Raw genomic sequence first — 14,451 nt, 5'->3', positions numbered from 1 at the left:
GCGGCATTGTCTGCTGCAGTCATGTACTAAACCGTGGAGTCGGCCGAAATCAGCGTGTTTACTATCTGTACTAAACATCGAACCTACATCCGAGAATGGAGAAGAAGCTATTGACCTCATCCACAACGGTGCATATTATTTCACATACCCACTGGGACCGCGAATGGTATTTGCCATATGAGAAGCATCACGTCCGGCTAATCAAGCTGATGGATACGCTTCTGGAAACGCTGGAGCAGGATCCCGGCTTCAGGAGCTTCCATCTCGATGGCCAAACGATCATCCTGGAGGATTATTTGCTGATCCGCCCGGAGAAAAAGCCGCTTCTGGAGCGGATGATCCGTGAAGGGCGGATACATATCGGTCCCTGGTACATTCTGCAGGACGAGTTTCTGACAAGCAGCGAAGCCAATGTGCGCAATTTGCTCTACGGCCATCAGGATGCGCGTCTATATGGCGCTATTTCCAAAGTCGGCTATTTTCCCGATTCGTTCGGCAATATGGGGCAGGCTCCGCAGCTGCTGCTGCAGGCCGGAATTGCGAATGCGGTATTCGGCCGCGGCGTCAAGCCGACAGGCTTCAATAATCAGGTGTCTGATTCGCAGGAGTATGAATCCCCATTCTCGGAAATGGTCTGGGAAGCGCCGGACGGCTCGCGGGTGCTCGGCATCCTGTTCGCCAACTGGTACAGCAACGGGAATGAAATCCCGAAGGACCGCGAGGCAGCCCGGGACTATTGGAGCCGCAAGCTTGAGGAAGTAGCCAAATATGCCTCAACGCCGCATTGGCTGATGATGAACGGCTGCGACCACCAGCCCGTGCAGCGCGATGCTGCAGAGGCCATCAAGACAGCCTCGGAGCTGTATCCGGAGCTGAACTTCGTCCATTCGAATTTCGACGATTACATCAAGGCTGTGCAGGCATCGCTGCCTGAGCGGTTATCCGTCGTCAAGGGAGAGCTGCGCAGCCAGCATACGGACGGCTGGTCCACGCTGGTCAATACCGCGTCCTCCCGGATCTACCTGAAGCAGATGAATCAGCAAGGCCAGGCGCTGCTGGAGAAAGCCGCCGAGCCGTTGGCGGTCTTCGCCCACATCGCCGGGGCAGCCTATCCGCATCATCTGTTTACACATGCCTGGAAAACCTTGATGCAGAACCATCCCCATGACAGTATTTGCGGCTGCAGTGTGGATGAGGTGCATGCGGAAATGGTCGCCCGCTTTGCCCGAAGCAGGCATCTGGCGGAAGCGATTATTGAAGATAGCCTTGCCTCGCTGACCGGCAGCATCGATACCAGCGGCTTTGCTGCTGTTGAAGCGGAGGAGGTGTATCCGCTTGTCATCGTCAATACTTCCGGTTGGAAGCGCAGCGGCGTGATTACAGCCGATGTTGAACTGAAGCGCATCTATTTCAGTGAAGGAATGGGCTTTCATGATATGAAGCAAGCCTTGAAGGCAATCGACATGCCGGGGCTGCGGATGATTGATTCACAGGGCGGCGAGATCAGCGGCGATGTTACGGATCTTGGCCTGCGTTTCGGTTACGATCTGCCGGAGGACCGGTTCCGTCAGCCTTATTTTACGAGATCCGTACAGGTCCGGTTCGAGGTGGAGAACGTTCCGGCACTTGGATACGCGACGTATGCGCTGCTGCGCGATCACCAGCCGGTTGAAGCGCTGGAAGCTCTCGGCTCTATGATCACCGGCAGCACCACGATGGAGAATAACAACCTTGCGGTGACCATTGAAGCAGACGGTTCCTTAACCGTCACTGACAAACGGACGGGAGTTCGGCTGCCGGGATTGTGCGTTTATGAGAATACCGGCGATATCGGCAATGAATACATGTACCGCCAGCCAAACCATGACCAGCCGATTACCACCAGAGGAACGCATGCGGATATCCGGGTACTTGAAGATACTCCGTATCATGCGGCCTTCGAGATCAGGCACCTGATGATGATTCCCCAATCGGCGGATTCCCTGCTGGAGCAGGAACGGCGGGAGCTTGTCTGGTTCACGGGCCGGAGGTCCGGCCGGTCGCCTGCGCTGATTCCTTTTGAAATTACTACCCGTGTATCGCTTAACCGCAGCGGCTGCGGAGTGAAGGTAGAGAGCTCGTTCAATAATCAGGCTCATGACCACCGCCTGCGGGTGTTGTTCGAGACCGGTTTCCGTGCCAAGAAGCATATGGCGGATTCCATCTTCGAGGTAGCGGAGCGCAATAATACGCCTTCTGCCCAGTGGTCCAACCCGAGCAACTGCCAGCACCAGCAGGCTTTCGTTACGCTGAAGGGGGACTCCGAGGGCCTGACCATTGCCAATCTGGGTCTGAACGAATATGAAATCCTGCAGGATGAAAAAGGCACCATTGCCGTCACGCTGCTGCGTGCCGTAGGCGAGCTTGGGGATTGGGGCTACTTCCCGACGCCGGAAGCCCAGTGCCTTGGCGCGCATAAAACGAGCCTGGAAATCATTCCATTCCCGGTCATGGAAGCTCCCTCTGGGGAGGATGACCTGCTGTGCAACGGCTCAGCCGCCTCTATGAAGGAAGCCTATCAATTCCAGATGCCCTTGCTGGTGAAGCAGACGGGCATTCATGCCGGGAAGCTGCCGGCGGAGCATTCCTTTCTGCCTTGGCAGGGGGATATGCTGTCTTTTTCCGCTCTGAAGGTATCGGAACAGACCGGCGATGTAATTGCGCGCTGGTACAATCTTTCGAAGCGGCCGCAGGTTTTGACTGCTGCTCCTTCATTCGGAGGCAAGGCGGACAACGCTGCCAATGACGCCCCAATCCCGGACTGCTGGCGGAGCGGCATCATGGAAGAGCGTCTGGAGCGGGCGGATTTGAATCATATCCCGGTCCGGGGGGCGGAGATTGTTACCCTCAGCCTGAGGCTTCACGAATAGCAGATGATCAAGCGGAAGGAGATGGCTGAAAGCTATTTTCTGGCTTTCTGACGCACATGATAGGAGTTTTCTTATAATAAGACGCCTCCGCCTCCACCTGCAAAGTGGTGCTGGAGGCGTCTTTGCGTATATGAGCTATCTCCGCACAATCACAGAGACGCAATCAATTCCGGCCTGGCTGCATGGATGAGGGGGCTAGCTTCTCTCGCTGATGCCCTTATGGAACAGCATCTCGCTTGTTCCTTGATGGCATTGGCAAGACAATGGGTTGGTGAATGTAACGGGGAAATCTTGTATTCAAAAGGAGGCTGGCAGCCTCTCTAATCTAAGTATTGTGCAAATGCATCATAGTAACGTTCATATTATGTTATTTGCCCCCGCTGTATAATGAGGACATCGTTCCCGGCAAGGCGAGAAGGGAACCAACTTTAATGATAAGCGAGGGTGACCAATGGAACAGAAAGCGCTTCAACTATTAAACGACGAGCAGATGAAAACATTTATCTCACAGGGCTTCTTGATCCTCAAAACCGATTTCTCCGACGAATTTCATTCACGTTTGTTGGGCCAGCTGGATTATGTTTACGAGAAGGAAGGCAATCCCGGCAATAATTTGCTTCCACGCATCAGAGAGCTGCAGGTTGTTTTTGACAGTCCGGTGATCAAAGGCGCATTGACCAGTGTTCTGGGAGCGAACTATATGATGCATACGCACCGTTACGGCCATTTGAACAAGAATCCGGTTCCCGGCAACTGGCATAAAGACAGCTACTGGGGTTATAAGAGACTGCGCAATCACAAGCCTTGGTGGGCCATGATTATGTATTTCCCGCAGGATACGCCGCTTGAGCTGGGGCCGACAGGCGTCATGCCGGGCACGCAGTATCATGAGAGCCGGATTTTTGAGAATGACGATAACGAGTGGGAAGGCAAAGCAAGCGGCAGCGCCGGCACCTTTGCCCTGATTCATTACGATATTTGGCATCGCTCCAACGCCAATATGATGGGACAACAGCGTTATATGCTGAAGTTCGAGTTTATGCGCACGGAGGCTCCCACTGCTCCTGCCTGGGATTGTGCGGATACAGAGTGGCATGCGCCTGCTGAATTTGATATTCCAATGGACCGGCATGATCTGCTGTGGGAAAACAACTGGAACTGGCTGGCCGGTAAAGGCGGTTATCTGTCTGGGCGCAAAAGCGACAACACGAGTACGGATCTGAATGAGCTTGAGAAGCAGCTTGGGAATGAGGACCGGCGCGTCAGAGCGGAAGCCGCAAACCAGCTGGGTCTGCATGCGGATGAGGATGCCGGCCGCGTTCGGCGGCTGCTGGAAGCCGCTCTGCAGGACAGCTATGAACCTGTCCGCCTGAATGCTGCTTACGGTCTTGCTGCAGATGGCACAGCCGGAACAGCCATTCTGCTTGATGGCATTAAGAACGAGGACAAGAAGATTGCCGAAGCGGCTGCTTATGCGCTGAGCGCATCGGGTCCGTCGGCAGCGGAAGGTTTGGTTGGTCTGCTGGACGACGGGAAGGAGCTGACCGTGAATCTTGCGGCTTTTGCGCTGGGTGAGCTGGGCGTCTTCGGAGATCAGGCAGCGGAAGGGATCATCGGCTTGACGAAAAATGACTCTGCCGTTGTCCGCCGCACAGCCGTTGAGGTACTGGGCAATCTGTCAGTAACAGAGAAGAGCGGGGCGGTTACCGCCGCATTGATTGATGCGCTTGGCGACGAGGACCACCAGGTCCGCTTCTGGGCCGGGTTATCGCTCGCCAAGAAAGGGCCGCAGGCGGAGCCGGCTATTCCGCAGCTGGTTCATGCCCTTGACGACGACAGCCGGTATGTGCGCGGCCATGCGGCCGAAGCGCTGCGGCGCATCGGAACGCCGGAAGCGACGGATGTCCTGCTCGATTATTTGCTCGCCACTCGCTGGTGCGCCATCTCTTCCCCGCAAAACGAGTGGTACCCGTAACAACAATCATGACTGTCCGCTGTCGTATGCCATAGATCGCGCCACGCGACAAATGGCCGGGATGCCACTGATATGAATACCCGGTTTTCGAAAAGGCTGTCAAGAGCGATGTTCTTGGCAGCCTTTCCCTTGTATCTTGCGATATGTTCCTTCCATATGAAAATTCCACCTGTATGCTGTGTTGAAATTTTGAGGCCGCTACTTCAAACGATTACCGTTTGATCTTCTCCTGGTTCCGGCAAACGAAGACCGAACGAAGACCAAACGAAGACCGAACGAAGACCGAACGAAGACCGAACGAAGACCAAACGAAGACCGAACGAAGACCAAACTTATCAATTAATTGCCTGCTGTGTATCGGTTGCGATTGCTTGTGAAGGGCAGTATACACTTTAAGATTTTATGTTGGCTCTCAATAACAGCTTTCATCCAGCAATAGAAATGGCGGCTTATGCTGCTCCTTTCCCAAGCGCGTTGTTATCAAGCTGCTTTTGATTAGTGGATGCGCTCATACGCTACAACCGTTGGCTCCAGCAAGGAAAAACCTTCGTACGCACGGTGCAGCCGGGGGTTCCGGTGCTGTAAACAGCAAAAACCTTGCAGCACTATAACTTCGGCTCGTGCCGGGACCCAAAAGCAGCTCCAGCAAGGAAAAACCTTCGTACACGCTGTGCAGCCAGGGGTTCCGGTGCTGTAAACAGTAAAGAACCTTGCAGCACTATAACTTCGGCTCGTGCCGGGACCCAAAAGCAGCTCCAGCAAGGAAAAACCTTCGTACGCACGGTGCAGCCGGGGGTTACAGCCCTGTAAACAGCAAAAACCTTGCTGCACTACTGGCCCTTCACTGATTCCTCTTTGTTAACCAGGCTAAATGCCGGATGGTCTGCTTCGCACATGTTCTCCTTTCGAGTATAGTCTGCTTCATCTCATATACCAATCAGACAGGGTGTTACACATGGTATCGCGCGGCATGAATTTAACCCCGTGTTACTGTGTATCCGCTCATTATGGACGGGTGGAAGCTGCAAGAACCCGGAATCCTTGGCAGTTCGAGCCTGTAATGCAGATACCGGAGAGGCCCATCGTTCTTTTTTGCTCCAGATATCCGCTCCATAACGTAACAAAGCCAAGAACGGACTGCATAGTTTAGGAACGTCTTATGTTTACGCTTTCAAACAATCCTTATAATGGAAGGGAGTTGAAACCGAAGGAGGAAGATGTGATGACAAACAGCTTCAGACGCATGGCCCGGCTGTCTGCGAAGACGATGCTGGCGCGAATTCTTATTGTGCTGATGATAGCGGGCGGAATCCCCGTCCAGTCAGCAGTGCATGCGGATGCTCCGCCTGACCATGCGGGTATAACGCTCGGGGAAACAGTGACAGAGAGCGGAATTCATGCCTGGGCTGGCGACAATCCGGATGGCCTACAGACAGGTACCGTCACCGGAATCACCTATTGGCAGACCGACAAGCTGGCAGCATCACCAGGCACTCATTATTTTTACATGGATGTGGACGATACATATTTGCATGATACTAACGATCAAAACGTCCAGGTAACGGTGGAATATTTTGACGAAGGCAGCGGCAAGATGGTTCTGCAATACGATGCGGAATCCGCAGCCTTCAAGGATGCGCCACTGTTTACGTACACGGATACCAAGACATGGAAGACGCATACGTTTGATCTGACGGATGTAAGGTTCGCCAACCGGACCAACGGTGCCGATTTCCGGCTGGGCATTGAGGGAGGCGGAGCCTCCGCCAGCACCAATGCGGATCTGAAGGTAGCCTCCGTCAATGTGACCAAGACTCCCAAAAACCCGCCTGAGCCGGACAACAGCGTCGGGATAACGCTTGGCGAGGTGCCTGTAACAAACGGCATAACGGCAAATGCGGGCGATTACCCGGAAGGGCTGCAAACGGGCGAACTGGCGGGAAAAGGCTACTGGAAAACGAATAAGGCCGCGCCTAGTCCCGGCACTATGTACTTCTACATGAATGTCTCGGATGAGTATCTCTTTGACAATCAGGATCAGAATGTTTTTGTGACGATTGAATATTTGGATAAAGGCAACGGCAGCATCGTGCTGCAGTATGATGCGCTTTCGGCGGCTTTCAAGGACGCGCCGCTGTTCACGTACACGGATAGCAATCAATGGAAAAGCTATACGGTCAAATTAAGCGATGCCAAATTCGCCAATCGGGCGAACGGCGCCGATTTTCGCATCGGCGTGGAGGGTGCGGGAACCGTGCCTGGCAATCCCGATATGTCCATTGCTTCGGTAAAGGTGACGAAGGAGCCGCGGGTGAGCGTGGGAAGCCAGACCACGGTCATCAATACCCAATACGATACGAAGGATATTGTAATTGCGAATTATGAGGTGACGGACTTCGGAGCAAAAGGCGACGGCGTGACCGATGACACGGCAGCCTTCGAAAGCGCGCTTGACGCGGCCCGCAATAACGGAGGCGGAGTTGTTTTTGCCCCGGCCGGCCATTACAAAATCACGGGAAATCTGCTTGTGCCGACAGGAGTCACTCTGCGCGGGGATTGGGCTAACCCCGATTCTTCCACGGGAGTGGAAGGAACCGTTCTGGACGCATACAGCGGGCGAGGCGAAGAGAATGGAAGAAGCTTCATCCAGCTTGAGCAGTCCAGCGGGGTTACGAACCTCTCCATCTGGTATCCGGAGCAGGCGGCGGGCGAGATCACGCCTTATCCTTGGACCGTCGAGCAGTTGACCGGCGATAATGCGACGGTGGAGAATGTTACGCTGGTCAATTCCTATAACGGGATCAAAATCGGTCCGGTCTGGAATGAGCTGCATTATATCCATAATCTGTACGGGACGACGCTGAAAACCGGTATTTTCCTGGATTACACGACCGATATCGGCCGTCTGGAGGGGATCAGGCTGTCGCCTGATTACTGGTCCAATTCCGGGCTAGCCGGCGCTCCTGCGAGACCGGAGCTGCTTGCCTACATGACAACGCATGCCGAAGGCATCGTGATGGGAAGATCGGATTGGGAGTATATGTCCGATGTTCATATTTCCGGTTATCAGACCGGCATGCGCATTACGACCCGAACCGGCTCTCTGGAGACGGCAAATGCGCAGCTGTACGGCATTCATATCGATTCCTGCAATGTGGCGCTCAAGATTGAAGGCGTCAACGATTATGGGCTGCTGATCTCAAACAGCGAGTTTCTGGCCGATGCCGGCGACAACCCCATGGCCATATACGCCACATCTGGCTTCCATTCCATCGTCCAGTTCAATACGGTGACAGTGGGCGGCAATCCCCGCAATGCTGTAGTTAATGAAGGAACAGGCGTGATTTCCTTCGAAAACAGTACCATTGCGAACTGGGATCATGCAGGAGGCTCGTATGCGATTAAAGCGGATGCTGGATCGGTCATATTGGGTCAAACCGGATTTGGCCTGCCTGATCACCATCTGTCCTTAGGCAAAAGCGTGGAAAAGGTGAATACCCTTAATTCCGGTTACGAAGGCGAGCTGGATATCAAGGATGTCAGCGATGCAGCCGATTTGAATGTGCATCAGAATGGGAACATTCAGCTGAAAACCATGCCGGCTGATATTCAGACGGATATTGCAGTACAGCCGAAACCGGCGGCAAGCGCACTCTTCGACGTGACCGCTGCGCCCTATAATGCCGACAAGCAGGGGATGGCCGATGTTTCCGCAGCGGTGAAGCAGGCGTTAGCCGATGCTGCAGGCACCGGTGGAACGGTTTATTTTCCGGCCGGAACTTACCGGATTAATGAAGCCCTTACTGTTCCAAGCGGTGTTGAGCTTCGCGGATCCTGGGATGTTCCCCATCACACGATCGGTGGAGGCAGCGTTATTTTCACGAATTATGGTGAAAACGCCCCGGACGGAGATGCTTTCATCACTCTTGAGAGCAGCAGCGGTATCAGAGGAATCTCGGTCTATTACGACGAGCAGGACTGGAACAGCGTCAAGCCTTACGCCTGGACGATTCGGGGCAAAGGCCACGACGTATATGCGATCAACACAACGCTTGTGAATCCTTATCAGGGCATTGACTTCGGCAGCTACGACACAAGCGGACATTATATCGACTACGTTGCCGGTTCACCGCTGAAGGAAGGCATTTATCTGGGCGGCGGGGCGAGCGGCGGAATCATGCGCAACGTGCAGTTTAATCCGCATTATTACTCCAGAAGCACTTATCCCAACCATGTGCCGGGAGAGCAGCAGGACGTGGTCTGGAATTACCAGAAGGAGAATCTGGATGCTTTCCGTATCGGGCATACAGAGGGGGAGACGATTTTCAATACCTTCGTTTACGGCTCCCAGTACGGCATTCATTTTGTGGCGCAGGATGGGGTCGGCCCCGAGGCTGTTGTTCTTGGTCATGGCACCGATGGAAGCAAGAAGGGGGTATTTGTGGAGGCGGCGGGAGACAGCGGCTTGACATTCATCAATACCGAGCTGGTGTCCATGAGCACATCGGATAAGGTCTATATCACGGTTGATGAAGGATTTGACTCCGAGGCCACTTTCTTCAATACATCGATGTGGGGTGACACGACCCGCTCCGTCGACGCGCTCTCAGGAAAAGTGAATCTGCAGCAGAGCAATTTCACCGTTTCCGGCGCAAGGGGCGTCAATGCCCTGGGCGGAGAAATCACATTATACGATTCGTACTTTCAACAGGCGGGATCGACGCATATCTATGCCGGTCCTGACATTGTGGCGCTTCGTGAGGGCGCGAACCTGTTCCAGGGCGGAATCAAGCTGGAGGATCATTCAGGCGGAAAGGTCAGCGGAACGGATCTGACGCCTGTGGCGCTGGAATTATCCAAAAAGGCGGTTGACCCGGCTCATCCGGAAGAGTGGAACCATACGCTTACCTTCCGCAATGTCTCCCAGCTGGAGCCGATGAAAGGCAGGATTGAGCTAATGGAGCCCATGCAAATTGCAAGTAAGTGGGATCCGGTCCGTTTCGAAGGCGTTGGATATGGCGAGAGCCTGGCTTTCAAGCTGCCCTTCCTCGCCAGTGATAACGCCAAGTTCAAAATAACCCTGGATGATGGGATGTCCTATGTCGTGACAACCGGAGTGGGTCAATCGCTTGCCTACCCGCTTGCTGACGGCGGCGGGGATGCGGGAACGCTTCCGGCTGTCGATATCGACAGAGCCAATCAATATATCAGCTTGGGCGGCAGCTGGAACGGGGTGGATGATCTCAGCGCGCATGCCGAGCTGCAATGGGATGAATCCAACCTGTATATGAAAATCCATGTCCGTGACGACAGTCAGTATCAGAACTGGACGGGTGTGGATATCTGGCAGGGCGACAGCATCCAGGTGGGGATCGACCTGTCCAGACAGGATGGTACAGCAAGCCAAAACGTGAACGAACTGGGTTTTGCGCTCCACAATGATGGAACCGTAACGAAATGGCGCTGGAGAGCCCCATCCGGTGTGGACACGGGAGTTTTGGACGATGCCGAAGCGGCCATTACACGCGAGGACGGAACAACCGTTTATGACATCAAGATTCCGTTTGCAGCTCTGCACTCACCTGACTATGTATTTACCCCGGGTGCTCCTATCGGATTCTCGCTGCTGATGAACGAGAATGACGCCGAGGGCAGAAACGGCTTTATGGAATACAACCAGGGAATAGGCTCAAGCAAGGATGCGACGCTGTTCGGCGATTTGTATCTGTTGAGCGGCAGCTATTGGGCTATCGCAGAAGCAGCTGCGGAAGCTGCGGTGGAAGAAGTCCGCCAGTACCCGGATATTACTCATCTGGATGCCGCGGCGAACTTTGTGAACCCGCTGCCCGAAGGAGAGGTTAAAACCCGATTGAAATCGGTGCTTGAGGAGCTTGGCGCGGGGATAAATCCAGATCCGGGAACAGACCCGGGGACAGACCCAGGGACTGATCCGGGAACCGATCCAGGAACGGATCCGGATACCAACCCGTATCCATCATCGCCACAATATCCGGAGAGTGCAGCCCAGCCTGTCGTTGAGCTCGATGATCAGGGAGATGTCATCATCACGGCGGATGCGGTGATGGACTTGGCAGGGGGCATCGCCAAGGCAGCGGTAACGCAGGAGGTATTCGACAAGGCATTGGAGCTTGCGACAGCGGATCAGGACGGCATCAAGCGGCTTCAATTGAAGCTGCCGGATGAAGCGGATGTCAAGGGCTATGCTGTGGAGCTGCCGGTTGATCTGCTGCGGGCAGACGCCTTAAGCATGCACCTGATTATCTCGACTGCTCTGGGAACCTTGGAGCTTCCCGGCAATATGCTTGATGGCGCCCTGCTCGATGCCGCAGACCGTACCATTGTGATTTATCTGGAGAAGGCAGACGTGACTGCGTTAAGCGGCGATCTTCAAGCCCGCATCGGGACCCATCCGCTGCTGAGCATTCATCTGGAGGTTGACGGTAAGCCGCTAGCCTGGAGCAGTGCGGATACGGCTGTAACCGTGTCAATTCCTTATGAGCCGACTTCGGAAGAAAGGAATGATACCGACAAGCTTGTTATATGGTATATCAATGGGCAGGGTGAAGCCGAGCCGGTCCAGAATGGTCATTATGACAGCAAGAATAGTCAGATGGTATTCAAAACCGGACATTTCAGCACTTATGCCGTCGCGTATGTTCAGCAAAGCTTTAAGGATCTGTCCCGTTATCCATGGGCGGAGCAGGAAATTGAAGCGCTTGCAGCGAAGGGAATAGTCGAAGGGATATCGGCTGATCGTTATTCCCCGGGTCTTTCCATCACGAGAGCAGATTTCCTCGTTCTTCTGACCCAATCACTTGAGCTTACCGCTGCGGAGCCTGGCAGCTTTGCCGATGTGAAGCCGGATGCCTATTATTATGAGGCAGTGGGCATTGGCAAAGCGCTGGGAATTACGCTTGGTTCCGGCAGCGGCCGGTTCGAGCCGCTGAAGCCGATTACCCGGGAAGACGCGATGGTTCTGTTGAACCGGGCGCTGGCCTTGAGCGACTTGCAGCTGGCGGCCGGCAAGGCAGCGGATTTGACCGGTTATAAGGATGCAGGCGCTGCAGCAGTATATTCACGGGAAAGCATAGCCGCCTTAATGAAGGCGGGCATCGTGGAAGGCAGCGGCGGCCACCTTCATCCGAAGGCTAATCTGAACCGCGCCGAAGCGGCTGTGCTTCTCTACCGGATCTATTCTTTAATCAATCCGTAAAGCATCTCGGAAAGAAGCAGGCACAACGAAAGAAGACAGCATAAGAAGAACAGCTTCCGCCGTCTTCTGGCGGCGGGAGCTGCAACTCTTCAGAACTTATAGAATTCTGCAGATGTGAGCCAATACGAATATACGAATTTTATAAGTTTAAAAAGTCTGGAAATGGAGGAAGCGCAAGTGGCAAAAATCACACAAGTGAAATGTATCCGCACCCGGCATGACGGAAGCTGGACGATTGTCAAGGTATTGACCGATCAGGAAGGGTTATACGGGATTGGATCGGCGAGCGACATGTACAATCCCGAGGCTGTTGTACAGATCGTCGAGCAGCTGCTCGGGCCATTGCTCGTCGGCCGGGATGCTTCCCGGATCGAGGATATCTGGCAGACCATGTATACAAGCGGGTACTGGAGAAACGGAAGCACCCTGCAAACTGCGATTGGCGGCATCGATATGGCGCTGTGGGACATTAAAGGGAAAGAAGCCGGACTCCCGGTCTATCAACTGCTCGGCGGTGCCTGCAGGGCTGCCGTCCCGTGTTATGGCCACGCAGGCGGATCCGATCTGCAGCAGCTGAAGGATGAGGTCCACCGCTATCTGGAGGAAGGGTATTCGGTTGTCCGCTGCCAGCTTGGCTCCTATGGGGGCGGAGGATTCGTGGATGGGGAGGGGGTGCGCCGTCCGGAGCAGCCCTGGAGCAGCGGCCCTGTTTTTGACGAAGCCGCTTACCTGAATGCGATTCCGCAAATGTTCGAGCAGCTGCGTCTCACCTTCGGTATGGGCGTTCAATTCACACATGATGTGCACGAGCATTTGCATCCGATAGCAGCGATACAGCTGTCCAAGCGTCTGGAGCCTTATCAGTTGTTCTTCCTTGAGGATGTGCTGCCGCCCGAGCAAATCGGCTGGTACCGCCAGCTCAGGCAGCAAAGCTCGACGCCGCAGGCAGTCGGAGAGCTGTTCAGCAATCCGCAGGAATGGACGGAGCTCGTCAAGGAGCGCCTGATTGATTTTATCCGCGTGCGGGTATCCAAAGCCGGGGGAATAAGCGCCTGCCGGAAGATTGCTGCATTATGCGAGACCTTCGGCGTCCGGACGGCCTGGCAGGAAGGCGGAGAGAACGATCCGGTCAATCAGGCCGCAGCCGTCCATCTGGATATGGCGGTATGGAACTTTGGCATACAGGAAATCAATCATTTTAAAGAAGCGGAGCGCGAAGCCTTCCCTGGACTGGTTGAAAGAAGAGGCGGGTTCCTCTATCAATCGGGCAAGCCCGGATTGGGCATTGATATCGATGAAGAGAAGGCGGCCCGCCTGCTTCAGGATAATTGGAGCAGGACGGCCTATCATAAGCCTTACAAGCTGGACCGAAAAGCAGATGGTACACTGGTACGCCCATAATTCAGCATAGGAGTGATCGGAATAATGAATGTTGCTGTAACGGGAGCAAGCGGAAAACTGGGGCACGCGGTTGTGGAACATCTGCTCAGAGAAGGTCATCAGGTGACCGCACTGGATGAGCGTCGTTCCGACAAGCTGCGCTGCAAGCAGATCAGAGTGGATTTGAAGGATTTGGGGCAGGTGATCGGAGGGATGTCCGGCACGGATGCGCTTATCCATCTGGCAGCCATTCCTGCTCCGGTCAGTTATACGCATGAGTATATTTTTTCCAATAACGTTATTTCAACCTATAACGTGCTGGAGGCGGCTTCCGTGCTTGGGATCAGAAAAGCGGTTATTGGCTCCAGCGAATCCTCCTATGGTTTTGCTTGGGCACCAACAGCCTTTGATCCTAGCTATGTGCCGGTGGACGAGAGCCACCCCCAGCTTCCGCAGGAATGCTACGGCTTGTCCAAGGTTGTGAACGAACAGACCGGAGACATGTTCAACCGCAGGAACGGAATGCAGGTACTATCGCTCCGGTTCTCGACGATCATAAGACCGGAGGAATACAGGGCGATGGAAGCGAGTATCCGCACTCCCGGGCGGCATAAACGGACTCTGTGGAGCTATATTGACATCCGAGACGCCGCGGCGGCTTGCCTGGCCTCCCTCCAGGCAGAAAACTGCGGCTCGGCATCGCTCAATATTACCGCCCCGGATACGCTGAGTGACTGGGAAACAGCGCGACTGTTAGCCGAGTTTTATCCCGGGGTTGAAATCCGCGGCAAGCGGTTCGAGGCAAGGGAAGCACTGGTTAGCAACGAGCAGGCATGTCGCATGTTGAACTGGCGTGCCGAGCATTCATGGACGGAAATTGAGGAATAAAGGGTTTTAACCCTGTAAGTGTTTAGCGATATAAACAACGCTTGTAGCTGTCCCATCCTTGTGGT

The 14,451-nt window shown here is 54.4% G+C and carries 5 protein-coding genes; all 5 read left to right on the top strand.

The window, feature by feature from the left end:
- Positions 1-110: 110 nt before the first annotated feature.
- Positions 111-2,909 carry an alpha-mannosidase gene (locus AC0YOA_RS25750; RefSeq protein WP_475789058.1) on the top strand — a complete coding sequence of 933 codons (2,799 nt, stop codon included), beginning with the start codon at positions 111-113 and terminating at the stop codon, positions 2,907-2,909.
- A 451-nt stretch (positions 2,910-3,360) separates the two neighbouring features.
- Positions 3,361-4,884 carry a HEAT repeat domain-containing protein gene (locus AC0YOA_RS25745; RefSeq protein WP_475789057.1) on the top strand — a complete coding sequence of 508 codons (1,524 nt, stop codon included), beginning with the start codon at positions 3,361-3,363 and terminating at the stop codon, positions 4,882-4,884.
- Positions 4,885-6,106: 1,222 nt separating this feature from the next.
- Positions 6,107-12,118 carry a glycosyl hydrolase family 28-related protein gene (locus AC0YOA_RS25740; RefSeq protein ID WP_475789056.1) on the top strand — a complete coding sequence of 2,004 codons (6,012 nt, stop codon included), beginning with the start codon at positions 6,107-6,109 and terminating at the stop codon, positions 12,116-12,118.
- 177 nt (positions 12,119-12,295) lie between these two features.
- Positions 12,296-13,519: an enolase C-terminal domain-like protein gene (locus AC0YOA_RS25735; protein ID WP_475789055.1), complete on the top strand. Its 1,224-nt coding sequence runs from the start codon at positions 12,296-12,298 to the stop codon at positions 13,517-13,519.
- Positions 13,520-13,543: 24 nt separating this feature from the next.
- Positions 13,544-14,386: an NAD-dependent epimerase/dehydratase family protein gene (locus tag AC0YOA_RS25730; protein ID WP_475789054.1), complete on the top strand. Its 843-nt coding sequence runs from the start codon at positions 13,544-13,546 to the stop codon at positions 14,384-14,386.
- The last annotated feature ends 65 nt before the right edge of the window (positions 14,387-14,451 follow it).

The organism is Paenibacillus sp. JT22N12, assembly GCF_056269365.1.
This window is presented reverse-complemented; position numbering and strand designations above follow the sequence as displayed.